The sequence below is a fragment of the Gluconobacter albidus genome (assembly GCF_002723915.1).
Classification (GTDB): domain Bacteria; phylum Pseudomonadota; class Alphaproteobacteria; order Acetobacterales; family Acetobacteraceae; genus Gluconobacter; species Gluconobacter albidus.
On sequence record NZ_BEWL01000001.1, the window covers coordinates 336356 to 355046 of the forward strand.

Annotated in this window: 15 protein-coding genes; 5 read left to right on the forward strand and 10 right to left on the reverse strand. The window is 62.2% G+C overall.

Annotated features, from left to right (window positions below):
• Positions 1–67: 67 nt before the first annotated feature.
• The 3 genes from aspS to GAL01_RS01615 all read right to left on the reverse strand — a co-directional run bounded on the left by aspS (position 68) and on the right by GAL01_RS01615 (position 4440).
• The gene (aspS, locus tag GAL01_RS01605) at positions 68–1864 is read right to left on the reverse strand and encodes an aspartate--tRNA ligase (RefSeq protein ID WP_062033721.1); all 1797 of its coding nucleotides are present in this window, start codon (positions 1862–1864) and stop codon (positions 68–70) included.
• 93 nt (positions 1865–1957) lie between these two features.
• Positions 1958–3529 carry an FAD-dependent oxidoreductase gene (locus tag GAL01_RS01610; protein WP_062033724.1) on the reverse strand — a complete coding sequence of 524 codons (1572 nt, stop codon included), beginning with the start codon at positions 3527–3529 and terminating at the stop codon, positions 1958–1960.
• A 143-nt stretch (positions 3530–3672) separates the two neighbouring features.
• On the reverse strand, positions 3673–4440 hold the full coding sequence (locus GAL01_RS01615) for a DUF2076 domain-containing protein (RefSeq protein ID WP_062033911.1): 768 nt from the start codon (positions 4438–4440) through the stop codon (positions 3673–3675).
• Between the two features lie 154 nt (positions 4441–4594).
• Here GAL01_RS01615 and GAL01_RS01620 point away from each other — a divergent pair, with 154 nt between their 5' ends.
• From GAL01_RS01620 to GAL01_RS01630, 3 genes are read left to right on the forward strand one after another with little or no spacing between them, the layout of a single operon-like run.
• A complete protein-coding gene (locus GAL01_RS01620) occupies positions 4595–5473 on the forward strand; it encodes a glycine--tRNA ligase subunit alpha (RefSeq protein WP_062033727.1) in 879 nt (292 codons plus the stop codon).
• Entirely contained in the window at positions 5466–7520 is a 2055-nt protein-coding gene (glyS, locus tag GAL01_RS01625) for a glycine--tRNA ligase subunit beta (RefSeq protein ID WP_062033730.1), read from the forward strand. Before GAL01_RS01620 ends, glyS begins: the two co-directional genes overlap by 8 nt.
• Positions 7521–7524: 4 nt before the next feature.
• A complete protein-coding gene (locus tag GAL01_RS01630) occupies positions 7525–9561 on the forward strand; it encodes a DNA/RNA helicase domain-containing protein (protein WP_062033733.1) in 2037 nt (678 codons plus the stop codon).
• 70 nt (positions 9562–9631) lie between these two features.
• Here GAL01_RS01630 and GAL01_RS01635 read toward each other — a convergent pair whose 3' ends face one another.
• From GAL01_RS01635 to GAL01_RS01660, 6 genes are all read right to left on the reverse strand, one after another.
• On the reverse strand, positions 9632–10864 hold the full coding sequence (locus GAL01_RS01635) for a hypothetical protein (protein ID WP_145995592.1): 1233 nt from the start codon (positions 10862–10864) through the stop codon (positions 9632–9634).
• A 34-nt stretch (positions 10865–10898) separates the two neighbouring features.
• Complete coding sequence (gene rodA / locus GAL01_RS01640; RefSeq protein WP_062033739.1) at positions 10899–12086, reverse strand: rod shape-determining protein RodA; 1188 nt, start codon at positions 12084–12086, stop codon at positions 10899–10901.
• On the reverse strand, positions 12083–14119 hold the full coding sequence (mrdA, locus tag GAL01_RS01645) for a penicillin-binding protein 2 (protein ID WP_231865437.1): 2037 nt from the start codon (positions 14117–14119) through the stop codon (positions 12083–12085). Before mrdA ends, rodA begins: the two co-directional genes overlap by 4 nt.
• A gap of 63 nt (positions 14120–14182) precedes the next feature.
• Positions 14183–14749: a hypothetical protein gene (locus GAL01_RS01650; RefSeq protein WP_062033741.1), complete on the reverse strand. Its 567-nt coding sequence runs from the start codon at positions 14747–14749 to the stop codon at positions 14183–14185.
• A 5-nt stretch (positions 14750–14754) separates the two neighbouring features.
• Positions 14755–15684: a rod shape-determining protein MreC gene (gene mreC, locus GAL01_RS01655; RefSeq protein ID WP_062033746.1), complete on the reverse strand. Its 930-nt coding sequence runs from the start codon at positions 15682–15684 to the stop codon at positions 14755–14757.
• 17 nt (positions 15685–15701) lie between these two features.
• Complete coding sequence (locus GAL01_RS01660; protein ID WP_062033912.1) at positions 15702–16751, reverse strand: rod shape-determining protein; 1050 nt, start codon at positions 16749–16751, stop codon at positions 15702–15704.
• 310 nt (positions 16752–17061) lie between these two features.
• Between GAL01_RS01660 and GAL01_RS01665 the strand changes: the two genes are divergently transcribed.
• Positions 17062–17316 (forward strand): YMGG-like glycine zipper-containing protein, encoded by a 255-nt coding sequence (locus GAL01_RS01665; protein WP_062033749.1) that lies wholly within the window; start codon positions 17062–17064, stop codon positions 17314–17316.
• Between the two features lie 47 nt (positions 17317–17363).
• Positions 17364–17864 (forward strand): hypothetical protein, encoded by a 501-nt coding sequence (locus GAL01_RS01670; protein ID WP_062033752.1) that lies wholly within the window; start codon positions 17364–17366, stop codon positions 17862–17864.
• A 28-nt stretch (positions 17865–17892) separates the two neighbouring features.
• Here GAL01_RS01670 and GAL01_RS01675 read toward each other — a convergent pair whose 3' ends face one another.
• Positions 17893–18660, reverse strand: coding sequence for a sulfite exporter TauE/SafE family protein (locus GAL01_RS01675; RefSeq protein WP_082790823.1), 768 nt, complete (start codon positions 18658–18660; stop codon positions 17893–17895).
• Positions 18661–18691 lie beyond the last annotated feature (31 nt).

The window sequence follows — 18691 nt, forward strand, 5'->3', positions numbered from 1 at the left end:
ATAAAAAACCGGCATCTCCTGAATGGAAGATGCCGGTTCTGAAACAGCGAATGAGGCTGCTTAAGGTTTACTTGCTGGCGGTCGGCTTGGGCTTCGGCAGGTCGAGCGCAAGATGAAGCTCTTTCAGACGGGCCGGTTCGACCGGGGCCGGGGCTTCCATCATCAGGTCTTCGCCACTCTGGTTAAGCGGGAAGAGAATGACTTCGCGAATGTTCGGCTCATCGGCCAACAGCATCACGATACGGTCCACGCCCGGTGCGGCACCACCATGCGGCGGGGCACCGTAACGGAAGGCGTTCAGCATGCCGCCGAAGCGCTCTTCCACGACCTCCGGGCCGTAGCCTGCGATCTCGAAGGCACGCAGCATAACTTCCGGAAGATGGTTCCGGATCGCGCCGGAGGACAGCTCCACGCCGTTGCAGACGATATCGTACTGGTAGGCGTTGATCGTCAGCGGGTCCTGCGTTTTCAGCGCCTCAAGCCCGCCCTGCGGCATGGAGAATGGGTTGTGCGAGAAGTCGACCTTTCCGGTTTCCTCGTTCAGCTCGAACATTGGGAAGTCCACGACCCAGCAGAAGCGGAACGCATTCTTCTCGATCAGGTCCAGTTCGGTTGCGACCTTGGTGCGGACGACGCCAGAGAACTTGGCAACTTCGTCCCCCTTGCCTGCTACGAAGAACACGGCGTCCCCAGCCTTGAGCCCGCAGGCTTCACGGATGCTCTCGACACGATCAGCTTCGAGATTCTTGGCAATCGGGCCCTTGCCGCCTTCGGCTTCGAAAATGATGTAGCCCAGGCCACCGGCGCCGCTCTCACGCGCCCAGGTGTTGAGCTTGTCGAAGAAGCCGCGCGGACGGTCACCCGCACCCGGAGCCGGAATGGCGCGGATCTGGCCGCCGGACGCTGCGATCTTGGCGAACAGACCGAAACCGGAATCGCGGAACGCTTCCGTCACATCCTTGATAATCAGCGGGTTGCGCAGATCCGGCTTGTCGGAACCGTAGTCGCGCATGGCGTCGGCATACGGAATGCGCGGGAATGCGCCGTCCGTGATTTTCCAGCCTTCGGGCGTAAACTCGTTGAACACGCCTGCGAGAACGGGTTCGAGCACCGTGAAGACGTCTTCCTGCGTGACGAAGGACATCTCGAAATCGAGCTGATAGAACTCGCCCGGGCTTCGGTCCGCGCGCGAGGCTTCGTCACGGAAGCAGGGTGCGATCTGGAAGTAACGGTCGAAACCGGCAACCATGGCAAGCTGCTTGAACTGCTGGGGCGCCTGCGGCAGGGCGTAGAACTTGCCCGGATGCAGACGGGCCGGGACGAGGAAGTCACGCGCGCCTTCGGGGGACGAGGCCGTCAGGATCGGCGTCTGGAACTCGGTGAAGCCCTGCGCGATCATGCGCTGACGCAGGCTCGTGATGACCTTGCTGCGAAGCAGGATGTTCTGGTGCATCTTGTCGCGACGCAGGTCGATGTAGCGATATTTCAGGCGCAGTTCTTCGGGGTAATGCTCGTTGCCCGCAACCTGGAACGGCAGGACTTCAGCGCTGGAACGGACGTCCAGAGCCTCGGCCAGAACTTCGACGTCACCGGTCGGCAGGTTCGCGTTGCGCTGCGATCCATGCCGCACCACAACCTTGCCGGTCACGGTAATGACGCTCTCGACACGCAGGCGCTCGACCTTTTCCAGCAGATCCGTGCCCGAGGGGATGACGATCTGCGTCACGCCATAATGGTCGCGCAGGTCGATGAACAGCAGGCCGCCGTGATCGCGCTTGCTGTGCACCCAGCCGGAAAGACGGACGGTCTGCCCGGCGTTCTCTTCACGCAGGGCGCTACAGTCATGGGTGCGGTATGGATGCATGTCGGGCCTCTTCAACGTCCTGTGCGGATAAGTGGGCGCAGGAAGCCGGGACGGCCCTCTGATGTCAAGTTTTCTGCGACTTCAGGGGCGCGTTCAGACCTTTTCCTTCATGAAGCCGTCGAAATCGACCGCAGCCCGCGCCATGTCGGCCGCATGGCCTGCTCCGGCCAGCGCGATGGGTTTGCCATCCTTCAGATAGGTCGCAAGGAACTTGAAACCGCGGATATCGCCTTCCAGCGCAACGTTGTCGAAGCTCTCGCCCCATCCCAGAAGCTCGATTTTCTTGCCGAACTGCTGCGTCCAGAACCACGGCATGGGCACGTTCGGAGTATCATGTCCCATCATCGCCAGAGCCGCGATCCGCCCCTGCACTTCGGCGTGACGCCAATGCTCGATTCGCCGTGGGGCACCGTCATGGAAGACAGCCGAGGCGTCTCCCGCGGCATAGACACTGGGATAGGCCCCAACGTCGTCGCCCCGCGTCACGCGCATCTGGCCGTTCACGACAATCGCGCCGCTTTTGTCGCGTTCGAGACCCGAAACATAATCCGTAACCGGCATCACCCCGACGCCCAGAAGCACAAAAGCGGCGGGCAGACGCGTGCCGTCGTCCAGTTCAACGCCAGACGCCGTCCCCTCTTTGCCGTCATCGGCATAAATCTTCGTCACCCGCGCGTCCGAGACGAACGCCACGCCGTTTTCTTCATGCAACTGACGGAGACGAATGCCAATTTCGCGGCCGAACTGCTTTTCCATCGGGATTTCGCTGTCGGAAATGATTGTCACACCAACGCCCCGCTGTCGCAGGGATGAGGCTGCTTCAAGCCCGATGAATCCCGCGCCCACGATCGTCACCGCCAAGTCGGGGTCCAGAATGGCGGCGATCCGCTCAGCGTCCGCTTCCCGATGCAGCGTATAGACGCCTTTCATATCCACCCCGGGAATATCAGGCTTTTTAGTGACCGCACCCGTGGCGATCAGGACATGATCGGCTGTCAGCTTCGTCCCGCCCTCCAGGGTTGCGGTCCGGGTCTGCGGATCGAACTGCGCCACATGCCCCCGGATGCGCGTGATGTCGCGCTCGGTATAGAATTCTTCTTCCCGGACCGGAGGCGCATGCGCTTTTTCGGATTCGCTGACGAGAACAGTCTTGCTCAGGGCCGTGCGGTCGTAGGGAAGATCCTTTTCCTCGCTCACCATCGTAATGGTGCCCGCGAAGCCTTCCGCCCGAAGCGTCACAGCCGCGCTGACAGCCGCCGCACCGGCGCCAAGAAGCAGGACGCTGTCGCCTTCCTGTCGTTTCTGCGGCGCGACACGCTGCACCGGCTTCAGCCCGACCAGAACGCGTCCATCAACGATCCGGGCCGGGTAACGCGGCAGCGGATCAAGGGCCAGCGGTTCGACAAGGCTTCCATCCGTCGCATCAAAAACCGCCTTGTGCCAGGGGCAGACCAGCACGCTGCCTTTTTCGGTCCGGCAGAACGCCCCCTGTTCCAGCGGCGCTTCCTTATGCGGGCATTTTCCTGCGAAGGCGTGGATTTCTTCGCCATCGCGGATGAGAACCACCGGCACCCCGTCCAGGGAAAACGAGGTGATCCTGCCGTCCTCAAGCGCGTCGAAGGCTGAAAGATCACGGAAATCGGCGTTCTGGACGGAATGGGACATCGGATGGGGCCTCCCGGTTGGGAAAGAGGTCAGTCATGAGAGCGAACGCAGCATAAGGCGACAGGTTGGCAAACATCAAAAAACCCGCCCGGACATCACGTCCGGACGGGCTTTTGAAAAATATCTGTCCGGTGGAGACAGACTCAGAACATGTCGTCGAATCCGCCGCCGTCACCGCCGCCGAAGTCTCCTCCACCGGAATCGCCACCGCCGAAATCGGAGTTGGAGAAGTTACCGGCATCGGTACCCGAACCGCCAAAGGGATCGGCCGTCGACGCATCACTGCCGTAATTGTTGATGATCGTGTCACCACCCGCGCCCCAGCCGCCGGCTGCGTCGCCGCCGCCACCGTGATGGTCGGAGAACAGGCCTTCAAGCGCGTTGGCGGCCATCATGCCGCCGGCCACACCCGCAGCCGTCGTCAGGGCCGAGCCGAGAAAGCCCGAACCGCCGCGCTGAAACATGCCCGGCTGGTAACCTGGCGGATAACCATACTGCTGCTGCGGCATGAAGTTCGGCGGAGGCGCAGCCTGTGCGCCCCAGCCCGGCGGGGGAGCGGACTGCTGCGGGCGGTTGCCACCGCCGAAGAAACCACCGAAAAGCCCGCCCGACTTGCCACCGCCAGACTGCTGCGCCTGTGCGAGCTGCTGCTGGGCCTGCTGGAGCTGGAATTCAAGCTGGCGGATACGGTTCTGCGCCTGCGCCAGAGCGGCTTCCTGCACCACGGCCATCTGGGTGACGCGGTAGCGTGCTTCCGGATACTGCTGGAAGTTTTCGGCGATGAAGCGGTCCGCTTCGGGGTCTACAGGCGGCAGAGGGGCGGCCGGTGGCTGGCCGGGTCCCGTGACCTGCGGCCCTCCCCCGACACGGGCGACGAAACGGGCGATCAGATCGCGTTCTTCGTTATTCATCGTCATCATCCTTCCAGATGAAGAAATTGCTGAGCTTCCATCATATGATGCAGCCACGAGCACTCTACAAGATCAACCGCAGGAGGCTCCCTTCCGGTTCAGGGCCTGTGCCTGTAAGGTGACGCCCGATTTCTGCCAACCGGAGCCTATCGAATTGTCTGCGACCCGGCCGCTCTGTTTTCAGGACCTGATCCTGCGCCTTCATCAATTCTGGTCCGAGAAGGGCTGCGCCATTTTGCAGCCTTACGATACCGAACTCGGAGCAGGCACGCTCTCCCCTCATACCACGCTTCGCGCGCTCGGTCCCAAGCCGTGGGCCGCGGCCTATGTGCAGCCCTGCCGCCGTCCGTCGGATGGCCGTTATGGCGAGAACCCGAACCGTCTTCAGCACTATTACCAGTATCAGGTGCTGCTCAAGCCGACGCCGGAAGACAGCCAGCAGCTTCTGCTCGACAGCTATCGCGCCATCGGGATCGACCCCGAACTGCACGATATCCGATTCGTCGAGGATGACTGGGAAAACCCGACCATCGGCGCCTGGGGACTGGGCTGGGAAGTCTGGTGTGACGGGATGGAAGTCTCGCAGTTCACCTATTTCCAGCAGGTTGGCGGTATTCCGACCGTCATGCCGTCTACGGAGCTGACCTACGGGCTCGAGCGCCTGGCGATGTATGTGCAGGGCGTTGAGAACGTCTATGACCTCGATTTCAACGGCCGTGGCCTGACCTATGGCGATGTGTTCCTGCGTGCCGAGCAGGACTATTCGCGCCATAATTTCGAGCTCGCTGACACGCAGATGCTGCTGACCCATTTCAACGATGCCGAGCGGGAGTCCATCCGGCTGTCCGAGGCCGGCGTGGCCCAGCCTGCCTATGACCAGTGCCTCAAGGCCTCGCATCTGTTCAATCTGCTGGATGCGCGGGGCGTGATTTCCGTGTCCGAGCGCGCATCCTATATCGGGCGCGTCCGAGCGCTTGCCAAAGCCGCCTGCGATGCCTGGCTCGCCGGTGAGGAGGAGACGTCCCATGGCTGAACTCTTTATCGAACTGTTCAGCGAGGAAATCCCCTCCGGCATGCAGGCCCGCGCGGCGAACGATCTGGGTTCGCTGCTGACCAAAGCGCTCGACGGCCTGAACCCGCGCGACCTGCGCATTTTCTTCGGCGCCCGGCGCATTGCGGCAGTCCTGAGCGTTGATGCCGAAATCCCGGCGCGCAGCGTGTCCGAACGCGGGCCGCGCGAGGGAGCTCCAGAAAAGGCGCTGGAGGGCTTCACCCGCAAGCATGGCGTCACGCCAGGGGATCTGACGCTGGAAAACGGCTTCTGGGTTCTGAACAAGTCGCTCGATCCGGTGAGCGCGGAAAGCCGCGTGGCGGAAGCCGTGCCTGAGTTGCTGTGGAAGTTTCCCTGGCCCAAATCCATGCGCTGGGGCGAGGGGTCGAACTTCACCTGGGTCCGGCCGCTGCGTCGGATCGCGTGTATGCTGGACGGACACGTCGTGCCGTTCGCCCTCGCCCGTGACGGGGACGACGCGCATGGGCTGAAGGCGTCCAACCTCTCCGAAGGTCACCGCTTCCTCGCGCCCGGCGCGTTCGAGATCCTGTCCGGCCAGCAGTGGAAGGACGAGCTTGAAACCCGCTCGGTCATCGTGGACATGGACAGCCGCCGCGACATGGTGCGCACCGGCGTGGCGCGTCTGGCGGACCAACATGGCATTACGGTCGTGCAGGATGACGGGCTGGTCGATGAAGTCTGCGGGCTGGTCGAGTATCCGGTCCCATTGTTGGGTAAAATCGACGCTGCATTCATGGATCTGCCTGCGGAAGTGATGCAGGTCTCCATGCGGATCAACCAGCGTTATTTCGCGCTCCGCAATCCGGACGGCTCGGCTGCACCCTATTTCGCCTTCATCGGCAATCTGCCGTTTAAGGATGGTGGCAAGCTGACCACGGCGGGCAATGAGCGCGTGCTCCGCGCCCGTTTTGCCGATGCCCGACATTTCTGGGATCTGGACCGCAAGACCAAACTGGCTGACCGCGTTCCGGCTCTGGCAGCGGTGACGTTCCATGCCAAGCTGGGCACGCAGGCCGAGCGCGCCGAGCGGATCTCGAAGCTTGCAGGCACCGTGGCGCAGGCCATGGGTCTTGATGGCGCGCAGATCGCACAGGCCGAGCGCGCGGGTCTGCTGGCCAAGGCGGATCTGACGACAGGAATGGTCGGCGAGTTCCCCGAACTTCAGGGCGTCATGGGCGGCTACTACGCGGCGCATGACGGCGAGGACGAAGCCGTCTCCCGCGCCGTAGCCGAGCATTACCTGCCGCGCGGTCAGTCCGATGAGACTGCAAAGGCGCCGGTTTCGGTCGCTGTGGCACTCGCGGACCGTCTGGACCTGCTGGCCGGGTTCTTTGCCATCGGCGAACTGCCGAGCGGTTCGGGCGATCCGTATGCGTTGCGTCGTGCGGCACTCGGCATCATCCGCACCATCCGTGACAACGGGCTGCGTCTGGACCTGACGGAACTGTTCACGCAGGCCGAGAATGGCCGGACGGGCGGCGAACTGGCCAAGCTGCCGGACTTCATTGCCGAGCGTCTGCGCGTGCAGCTTCGCAGCGAAGGCGAGCGGCATGACGTTCTTGCGGCCATTCTGACGCGCGGGCTGGACGGCGATCTGGTCCGGCTTCTGGCCCGGACCTCGGCGCTGTCGGAGATGATCCAGACGGAAGACGGCCGCAATCTGCTCGCTGCTGCCAAGCGGGCCGCCAACATCCTGCGCATCGAGGACAAGAAGGACGGCCCGCATACCGGCGCGCCCAATCCGGCCCTCTATACGCAGGACGAGGAACGCGCTCTGGCTGCCGGTCTGGATCAGGCTGTTCCCGCGATTGAAACAGCTCTCAAAGAAGAGCGTTTCACCGATGCGATGCAGGCCATTGCGGCCCTGCGCCCGACGCTGGACCGGTTCTTCGAAGCCGTGACGGTCAATGCGCCGGAGCCGGAAGTACGGGCCAACCGCCTCAGGCTGCTGTCCCGCTTCCGCGAGACAACCGCCCTGATCGCCGATTTCGGCCAGATCGAGGGCTGAGACGATGGGAGCGTGGTGGTCCGGATCCGTCACCACGTTCCTTCACACGCCTCCGGACCAGCTCTGCGCCGCTTTGGCCCATAAGGTGGTGCAGAACCGTTTTCAGGGCGAGCCGCAGCAGGCTCGTGCCTGGGAAGCGCAGATCGATCTTCTGCATGAAATTCTCTCCACACTTCCCAACGCACAGGACTGGCAGGTTCTGTTCGAGTTTCCGATCCCGCGGCTTGGCGGCCGGATCGACACGGTTCTGGTCTCGCCCGGCGCGATTTATGTACTGGAATTCAAAATTGGCTCGTCCAGCTTCGACGCGGCCGCTCTCTCCCAGACGGAGGGCTATGCGCTCGACCTGCTGGATTTTCATGCCGCAAGTCGGAAACACCCGCTCGTTCCCGTTCTGGTCGCCACGGATGCGCCGTCCCGAGCCCAAACAACGCCGCTTCTGCTTCCCTTGGGCGTCACAGAGGTTCAGTGCGTCAATGCAGCGGGACTGAAAACGCTCCTGACCACGCTGGCGGCACAGACGGCTCATACCGATCATCCGCTGGTCCCCGCACAATGGGAGCATGCTCCCTACGATCCGGTCCCAAGCATTGTGGAGGCGGCCCGGCAGATTTACGCGACACATAGCGTTGCCGACATCCACACCGCCCGTGCCGATGCAACGAACCTGACACAGACCTCGGCCTGCATCGCCAGCATTCTGAACACGGCCCGGACAGCTGGGCGCAAGGTGATTGTGTTCGTGTCGGGTATTCCGGGCGCGGGCAAGACGTTATGTGGTCTGAAAGCGGCTTTCGCAGATGGAAGCGACGCAACTGGCGCCACGTTTCTGACGGGGAACCCGACCCTTGTTTCGGTTCTGCGGGAGGCCCTCACGCGCGATACCGTCAGTCGTGGACAAAAGCGCCTGCTCGTAGAGCAGCGGATGGAATCCACCATTCAGTCCCTGACGAAATTCCGCGATCATTATGTCGGGCGGCCTGAAGAATGTCCGCCTGAACAGATCATGGTCATTGACGAGGCCCAACGGTGCTGGACGCAGGCTCAGGCCGTGCGCAAAAGTACATCACGTCACGTGAAGCTGACGGACTCCGAGCCTGCTCATCTGCTGGACATCATGGGACGGCATGAGGGGTTTGCAGCCATTCTGTGTCTGATCGGGCATGGACAGGAAATCAATGATGGCGAAGGCGGTCTGGCCTGTTGGGGCGAGGCACTTTTAAGCCGCCCGGCATGGTTGGTGGAGGCCGCTCCGGACGTGATCGGGACCGGGGACCTGACCCACCTGCCATCAGCACTTGCGGCGGGCCGGCAGCGCTTTTTGCATCTCGGGGTGGCAATCCGCTCCCTGCGCGAAGAAAAAGCACCCCGCTGGGTCAATGCCGTATTGAATGGAGACGTCGAGACAGCGAGAAGTCTGGCCGGGCAGACGGATCTGCCGTTTCGGCTCACACGCAGTCTGGATGATCTGCGGGCCGGGCTCCGTCATCGCTCCCGCCTGACCTACCGGTGCGGGCTGGTCGCAAGCTCCAAAGCGAAACGTCTTCGCGCCGAGGGGCTTGGCTGTGAAGTTCCGCATATGGATGACAAGGCTGTCTCCCAGTGGTTTCTGAACCGCTGGGTTCCGGACAGGGATATCCGGGCCTCTGATGCGCTGGAAACCTATGCGACGGAGTTTGCAATCCAGGGGCTGGAACTGGATTTCGTGGGGCTGTGCTGGGATGGAGACCTGATCCGCGCCTCATCAGACGATTGCTGGCAGCCACGTCGTTTCTCGGGCACGAAATGGGCCAATGTAAAATCTGAGGAAACGGCGCTATGGCGACTGAACACCTATCGCGTCCTGCTGACACGGGCCCGATACGAGACCCTGATCTGGGTGCCGCAGGGTAGTGCAGATGATCCGACACGCGATCCCGAAACACTGGACCGGATCGCAGATTTTCTGATGGCATGCGGTGTACCCCTTCTGGGAACTGTCGCTGATACCGCTCCGCCCTTTACCGTGCAGAACGATCTGGCGGATCTGCTGAGCGGTTAACCTGCATCGTATTCCAGCCTCGGGGCGCAGAGCATTCCGCTTATGATTGACGCGAGGGGACCGTCGGTTCTCAGCGCTTGTGGATCTGTGCGGTCATTGGCGAGGGCTGAATTCCGTAGGTGATGACCGTTCCGGCAGGGGCGCGTTCGAACTCTGCGGCTTTCGTATAGAAATCGGACATCGGAAAGAACGGAAAGTGCCAGTCCCGGATACAGGCTGCTGTGACGAGCAGGAGCGCCGAGACCCCGGCTGCCTTCAGCGCAGGGCGCGGGGCCCGGGCAAGAACGAAGAATGACCCGAGCAGGGTCAGCATCGCGAAGATGTAATACCGATCGCTCCAGCCGGAATACTGCATGACATGCCACTGGGGCTGATCAATGGACACCTGAGGATGCGCCAGGGCAGCCGCAAAGGTCAGCCCGGAAGCAAGAAGCGCCTCACGGAAAATCGTAGGGCCACGCATGCAGGCATAGATCAGGGCGGCGATCCCCAGAAGACAGAGCACGACCGGCGGGCTGCGATGCTGCCACCACAATGCCGACCCCGCCACATCTGCAGCCGCATGCTGTCCGAACAGGAGGCCGATCTCGATATTGAGGGCGATGATGCGCATCCCGGTGATGAGCGAGGCCCCGAGTTCAGTGCCGACCCGCTGATGTGCCTTGTGCAGATAGGTAATTGCCTGCAGGCCCACACAGAGACTGACGAGCGCAAGCCGTATCAGATGCGAGCGGTCCCGGACCGCCGCAAAACGGAGCACGGCGATCGGAAACAGGAAGACGCAGAACGGCCCTGTCAGCCCTGACAGCAGCAGGACGGCGCCGTCGAACAGGCGCTGCCCCCAGCCCTGTGGCGGCGTGCTCTGGAGAACCAGAAACGCCAGAATGGCGAGGTGCCACTGGGAGTTGGTGAGATTGACCTGCACTTCGTAGGAATTGGGCAACGCAACCATGAACAGCGCGAACAGCAGGCGCGACGTCCTGTCCGGCCATGCCTGATCCAGACGTCCGGTCAGCAGAAACAGAGGTGGTGCGAGTTGCACCAGAAAGGCCACGACCGCAAAAAGGGTCGGAGCCAGATGGAACGGCAGGCCCTGCGCCAGAAGGCCGATCAGACGTGGGAAAGTCTGGAGATATCCTGTCTCCGGATTGAGCAGGCTTGCCACGCCCTGTTCATAGGCCTGCGGATACCAGACCCATGAATCCTCGCCCCAGAACTGCGCCATCAGCAGCGCGCCCGGATGTCTCAGGAACAGGGCCACCGCGAAGACCAGTCCCCAGAACACCAGCCGGGACGCCGGCATACCGCCTTTTAGCATAAAAAAAGCAGGCAGGCGCTCAATCCTCATCGTCTTCCGTCCCCGGATCGCGTTCGTTCCGATGCACCCAGGCGGACATGAGCAGGCCGAAACCGAACATCATCGTCAGCATCGCCGAGCCACCATAGGAAATCAGGGGCAGCGGCACACCACCGACGGGGATGGCACCCATGACCATCGACAGGTTTACGGCGCAATACAGGAAGAAATCCATCGCGATGCCCAGACCCAGCAAGCGCCCGAACTGATTGCGGCTGCGGATCGCAATGAGCATTCCGCCCATGACGAGCGTTCCGAGCAGCGCGATGACGGCAACCCCGCCGACGAAGCCCCATTCCTCTCCGATCATGGTGAAGATGAAGTCCGTCTGTTTTTCCGGCAGGAAATTCAGCTGTCCCTGACTGCCATGCAGGTATCCCTCACCCCACATGCCGCCCGAACCAAGGGCGATTTTGGACTGGATGATGTTGTAGCCCGCGCCGAGCGGATCATGTTCGGGGTGCAGGAAGGTGTCGATCCGGGCCTTCTGGTAGTCGTGCAGATGGCTGTAGATCAGCTTTCCCATGAAAGGCAGCGGCGCCACGAGCAGCAGGATCTGCCACAGCCGCATTCCCGCCGCGAAGAACATCGTCGCCCCGATGACGCCGATGATGGTGGCCGTTCCAAGGTTGGGCTCCTTGAGCACCAGAAGGACCGGCAGCAATGTCAGGAGCGCTGGCGGGATCAGGCGCAGCGGGTTGCCCATCCGCTCATTGCCAATGCGGTGAAACCAGGTCGCCAGCATCAGAACGAGGCCGATTTTGGCGAATTCGGAGGGCTGGAACTGCATCCCCGCCAGATTGATCCAGCGCTCCGCCCCCTTCCCCACATGGCCCATCCGCAACACAAGGGCGAGGAGCGTGACCGAGAGCAGATAGACCGGAACCGCCGCCATCCGCAGAACGCGCGGACTGACGAGCGAGACCGCAATCATCATGACAAGGCCGAAGCCGAACCGCACCATCTGCGGCCCGGCAAACGGCTTGGCCGAGCCGCCGCCTGCGGAATAGAGGGCGATATAGCCTACGCCCGCCAGCACACAGACCAACAGGACATACAGCCAGTTGACCTGAAGCAGGCGCGCCATGGGCCTGAAATCAGGCTCCGCGCGCAGAAGGCGCCGGTCGGATTTCAGAAAACCGAACGTGTTCAGACCATTACGCTTCATTGCGCTGCCCCCGGTTCCGGCTGGGTTTGTGCAACAGGAGGGTCCGTGGGAACAGAAGTGCCGGTTTCCGCGGGTGCGGACGGCATTTCCGCTCCGGCGGGCGGTGGTGCAGCATTTGGGACAACGCTGGAGGCCATACCAGGGGCAGCAGGGCGGACGTCACTGGCCGGGTCGCGCAGCAGGGTATCGGTCATGATGAGTTTGGCGAGCGGGGCTGCTTCGTCCGCGCCCGCATTGCCGTGTTCCACGACCACCGCGACGGCATATTTCGGGTTGTCGTAAGGCGCAAAACAGATGAACAGCGCATGGGGACGGTATTCCCACGGCAGGTTCATGGAATTGAAATGCCCGGACTCACGCAGCGCACGCGAGACGCGCCGGACCTGCGCCGAGCCTGTTTTTCCGGCCATCTGGATCCCCGGCAGGTCCAGCCGCGCCTTGGGGGCCGTGCCGTGCTGATCGTTGACGACCGCAAACATGCCGCCACGCACGACATCCAGAAATTCCGGCGGCAGATCGACCTTTGGCACATCGTCCGCGGACGCCATTGTGGAAATCTGGTCATTGGTCGCCCGCAGCAGATGCGGCTGAACATTGCGGCCCGAAGCGATGCGGGAGGTATAGGTGGCAAGCTCCAGCGGGGTGACCTGGACGAACCCCTGCCCGATGCCCGCATTGACCGTATCGCCGCCATTCCAGTGAAAGCCGTGCTTCTGACGCCATTCGGGCGTCGGGATCACACCGGAACGAACATGTGGCAATTCAATTTCCGGTTTGACGCCCAGCCCCATCGTGTTGCCAACCGCCTTGATCGGGTCCATGCCGCAACGGCGCGCGACTTCATAGAAATAGACGTCGCAGGAGAATTTCAGACCCTCACGCATGTTGATCATGCCGTGGCCCCAGCGGTTCCAGCAATGGAAACGCACGCCACCCAGATCGTAATATCCGGGGCAGTTGAAACGGTCCTGCGCCGTAACGGAACCGGATTTGAGGGCTGCGAGCGCCACGGCGGGCTTAAAGGTCGAGCCGGGTGGATAAAGACCGGATACGGCCTTGTCCACGAGCGGCGTGCGCGGATCACTGGCCCATTCGTTCCACTGGGCATGACTCACGCCTGAATCGAACAGGGACGGATCAAAAGACGGCGTGCTGACCATCGCCATTACTTCGCCGTTGCGACAGTCCATGACGACCGCACTCGCCACACGGTCTTCAAGACGACCCAGCACCTGCTGCTGCAGGACGGAATCCAGCGTCAGGCGCACGTCTTCGCCCTGTTGCCCTTCCACGCGGTCGATCTCGCCAATGACGCGCCCGACCGCGTTGACTTCCATCTCAACGGAACCCGGTTCGCCACGCAGCGACGCTTCCTGCGTCTGCTCGATCCCGGCGCGACCGACGCGCATTCCCGGTAGGGAGAGCGTCGTGTCCTTCACCACGTCCTCTTCGTTCGGAGGCGCAACATAACCCACGATATGGGCGGTCAGTCCCTTGAACGGATACAGCCGCGTCGAACCGACATCGACCAGCACACCCGGCAAAGAGGGCGCGTTCAGTTCGATCCGCGCCATGTCGTCCCAGGACAGGAACTCATGCAGCGTGACGGGGACATATTTATGGACATGGCGCAGATCACGCTCGATACGCGCGCGGTCATGCTCGTCCAGAGGCACGATCTGGGAGAAACGTTCGATGACGGCCGGGATATCCGTCGTCTCTTCCGGCATCAGCAGCGCGCGCCAGCTGACCTTGTTGTCTGCAAGAGCCACGCCAAAACGGTCATGAACCGTGCCCCGGGCCGGGGCGAGAAGGCGTTTGCTTGTGCGATTGCGCTCGGCGAGCTGTCGCAGATGGCCGCCATCCACGACCTGAAGATTATACAGCCGCCGCCCCAGCACACCCAGAACCCCGGCCTGCACGGCCATGACCAGCAGAGCGCGGCGCGTGAAGACGCCACGTCCTGACCGCACAGGCTCAGCCTGACGTTTCTGGCGTATCCGCGAGCGGAAAGGGGTCTTTCGGGAAAACATCAGGGCAGGAATTCAGATCCGGAAAAGAAAACAGCCTTCAGCGCGGCACGCAGAAGGACGCTGTCAGGCCTGATCGGGATTGGCAAATGTGCGGCGTCCCCAGACGAACAGCGCTGTCAGGCTGGGATAGATACCGATTGTCAGCGCCGCCTGAAAGAGGCCAGGTGCGGGAGAGAGAAGTGCAACCGCATGCAGGCACACGAGGGACCACTGGAAAAAGGAGGCCAGAACAGCAAAAATGCTGAAAATCAGCCACCCCATGAGAAATCCCAGACGCGACAGGCCATAGCGCCAGTGATGCGCCACACCGTAAATCACCAGAAGTGACAGCAGCACCGTTCCCGGTGGTCCGAAACTGAAAATTTCCACAACCAGCCCGCACAGGAAGACCGCAAGCGCCGGCATGGAGCGGGGACGGCTATGGGCCCAGAACCAGACCGTACACATCGCAATCCCAAACTGAAGCTGCGCCTGTCCGGGAATTCCAAACGGCGCGGACAGCAGGATGGCGCTGAACATGATGAACAGCGACGGCATGGCCGCCCGACTGGACATGTCGAGGGCGCGACGGAAGGTCTGTTTGGGTTCAACTGCGGAATGCAGATGGGGCGTGGAGTTCTCGGCAACCATGGCGCTTACTGCCCTCCCCGCCCCGGCATGTCCGGCAGGTTAGGCAGCCATGAGAACGGCAGCGGCCCGGTGAGCGGATTCTGCGGCAGTTTTTTCACACGCACGCGGCCCGGCGCATCCGGCGCCTGCGAATCGTCATCGCCATAATCGAACACGCGCACGATATCGAGACGGTCCAGATCCGCATCCGGCACCACAACCGGGCGGTTTGGCGCGCTGTAATGTACCGTCCCGACCGGCAGCCCGGCGGGCATCGTGCTCTGGCCCCGCGTCTCGACGCGCTCGCCTTCAACGGGGTGATGGTCCTGCGGATAGAAGATCAGGCGCGGCGCGGCGGTATCGTCACCGGCCATGATTGCATCCCCGTGCGAGGACGCCAGCGTGACGGGAATGCGGCTGGCATCATCATTGATCATCAGAACGCGCACCGTATGCGGCCCGACTTCCGTCACGCGGCCCAGTAATCCGGCGGCATCAAGCGCAACGTCCCCGATCCGGACCTGATGGCCGCTACCGACGTCCAGAAGAACCGCGCGCGAATAAGGGCCACCATCGTCACGGGTGACGCGTCCGGTCACGTATTGGGGAACGGTCTGCGGAATCCAGTGCAGGCTGTTCTTCAGGCGCCCGTTTTCCGCCGCCAGCGCGACCGCGACGTCATACCAGTGTCGCAGGGCGCGGTTTTCTTCCCGCAGACGAGAATTCTCTTTGGCCAGATCGGTCGCACCGCGCAGATCCGTCAGCCAGACGGCCACACGCTCCTGCGGCCAGACCAGCCCGTGATAGGCCGGGGCCATGAAGTCCGTCGCCATCAGTCGCACGCCATCAACGGCCGGACGTCGGACCAGTCCCAGAAGGACAAGCCCGACCGCCAGCAGGATCAGGAGAGGCAGGATGGCCTTTGCAAGCACCTGCCGGGCATGGATGGACAGCATCCGGCGTCAGCCAGTCCTCAGTACATGCTGCTTAGAACACTGCGCAGACGACGCATTTCCTCAAGCGCCCGCCCCGTTCCGAGTGCCACGCAGGACAGGGCGTTCTCCGCAACCGTCACGGGCAGACCGGTATAAAGACGCAGCACTTCGTCCAGACGATACAGAAGTGCACCACCACCCGAGAGAACGATGCCCTTGTCCACGATGTCGGCGGCCAGTTCGGGCGGCGTGTTTTCAAGCGCGGTCGTCACGGCATCGACGATCTGCATGACGGGTTCCGCCAGGCTCTCGGCGATCTGGGCCTGACTGACGACCACTTCACGCGGCACACCGTTGATAAGGTCGCGGCCCTTGATCTCCGTCAGGGGGCCGTCGGGATTGGCGGGATCGTCCGGCATCATGGCGGAGCCGAGTTCGATCTTGATCCGCTCGGCCGAGCTTTCGCCGACAAGAAGGTTATAGGTCTTGCGGATATAGGAGATGATGGCTTCGTCCATCTTGTCTCCGCCCACGCGCGCGGACCGGGCATAGACAATGCCGCCAAGGGAAATGACCGCAACTTCCGTCGTGCCACCGCCGATATCCACGATCATGCTGCCCGATGGCTCCGTCACCGGAAGACCAGCGCCGATGGCTGCCGCCATGGGCTCCTCGATCAGCATGACCTTGCGTGCGCCCGCGCTTTCCGCACTTTCCTGAATGGCCCGACGCTCCACCGCTGTAGCGCCGGAAGGCACGCAGATGATAATCTGCGGGCTGGCGAAGGCACGGCGGTTATGAACCTTGCGGATGAAATGCTTGATCATTTCTTCCGCGACTTCAAAGTCCGCGATCACGCCGTCGCGCAGCGGGCGGATGGCCGTGATGTTTCCCGGCGTGCGGCCGACCATCTGCTTGGCTTCATTGCCAACCGCAAGAACCTGTTTCTTGCCACGCACTTCGGCGATCGCCACAACGGAGGGCTCATCAAGGACAATGCCGCGACCCTTGACATAAACGAGCGTGTTGGCAGTGCCGAGGTCGATGGCCATGTCGGCAGACATGAGACCCAGCAGACGAGAAAACATCCAAAACTCCTGGCGCGGCTCTGTGCGGGTGACAGATAGCGGATCGTGATTGCGGGGCGGTTCCCCGCGGGTGGACTTAACCAGACGCGGCAGGTTCAGCAAGGCCCGGAGAGTCAATATAATGCGCGCGACGGGATCGGGGCGTCCAGATCCCATTTTCCGGATCCCGTCCGGGGACATGCAAAAAAATAATCGTGCGCCCTGATCCTGCCACCCTTCTGTCACGTTGTATGTGTCTAGAAGTACGAAACCGTTCCTTCCGAACCGATCACCGGAACGCGGATCGGAACGTCTAACAGGATGTTTTGTCATGAAGACCCTTACAACACCCCGCTTTCTGGCAGCTCTTGCTCTCTGTGGCGTTGCCCTCACCGGCTGTGGCAGCCCGTATGACAGCGGCTCCCGCGCCGGGTCCGGCGCACTGATCGGCGCAGGCGGTGGCGCAGCAATCGGCGCTCTGGCAGGGGGTGGCCGTGGTGCGCTCATCGGCGCTCTGGCAGGCGGCGGCACGGGTGCGGCAGTCGGTGCCGCAACGACCCCCAACCGCCCAAGCAACGGATATTGAGCTATAAGCAGCGCTCACTCCGTTAGAGACGATCAAGGATTCGGACTATGAGGACCGCTTTTTCCCATACTGGCCTGCGCTGCACGGCGCTGGTCGGAGCATTTGCCACGATCATGGCTCTGGGTGGATGTGAAGGGAATTACGACCCTGGCTCACGCGCACTGGGCGGCGGCCTTCTGGGCGGCGGAACGGGCGCTGCGATCGGTGCGCTGGCAGGTGGCGGCCGCGGTGCGGCAATCGGCGCTCTGGCAGGCGGCGTTCTGGGTGCCGGCGCGGGTGCGGTGACGACGCCCAATCGCCCCGGCTACCAGAGCGGCTACTCCAATGGCCAGCAGCAGGGCTATTATAACAACCAGCAGGGCACTTACCCGCAGCAGCAGGGCCAGTACATGCAGCCGCAGTACCAGTGCCCGCCGAACATAAACTGCCAGCAACCCCAGTATCCCAACGGATATCCGAACAACAGCTACCCGCCCAACAGCGGATATTCACAGCAGAGCGGCTACCAGCAGCAGCCCCAGAACTATCAGGGCGGTTACGGCTACTAAGCCGCAACACCACCCCGACCCATCGGCCTCAGATCATTCTCAGGCCGATAATTGCCAGAAGGATGCCCAGAAACCATCTCTGCGCATCCTCTGGCATACGTCCTGCGAGAAGTGTTCCAAGCAGGATTCCGGGGATAGACCCCATCAGCAGTTCCACGAGCACAACGGAATCGACTGCGCCCTGAAGCCAGTGTCCGCCACCGGCCAGAAGTGCCAGCGGCACGGCATGTGCAATATCCGTCGCCACGAGCTCCCGCGTACTGACACGCGGATAGAGCACTGTCAGAGCGGCCATGCCGATCGCCCCGGCCCCCACGGAAGACAACGTGACCAGCGTTCCCAGAACGATACCAAGCACAACCGTTAGCGCATCGACCGTCTGTGGACGAAGGGTTCCTGCATTGGCTGACCATTTCTGAAGCTTCGGCTTGAACAAGATGGCAGGCACCGTCAGCAGGAGTGCCACACCCAGCACTTCGGTAATCAGTTTCGAAACGAACGGGCTCGGACCGAAATGACGCAGGAAGATGAGACACAGCAGACCGGCTGGAAGACTTCCTGCCATCTGAAGAAGAACGATTCTCCAGCGTACAACGCCGTGATGGCGATTGAGCGCCGTACCGAAGATCTTGGTAATGGCGGCATAGAGCAGGTCCGTGCCGACCGCCGACTGCGGCTTGACGCCGAATAACAGGATCAGCAGCGGGGTCATCAGGGAGCCACCGCCTACGCCGGTCATTCCGACCAGAAAGCCCACCAGCAGTCCTGAAAGCGTATAAAGCCATGAATGCGGCATGAGGGTTCCTTGTCCGGCCAGATAAGAAAAC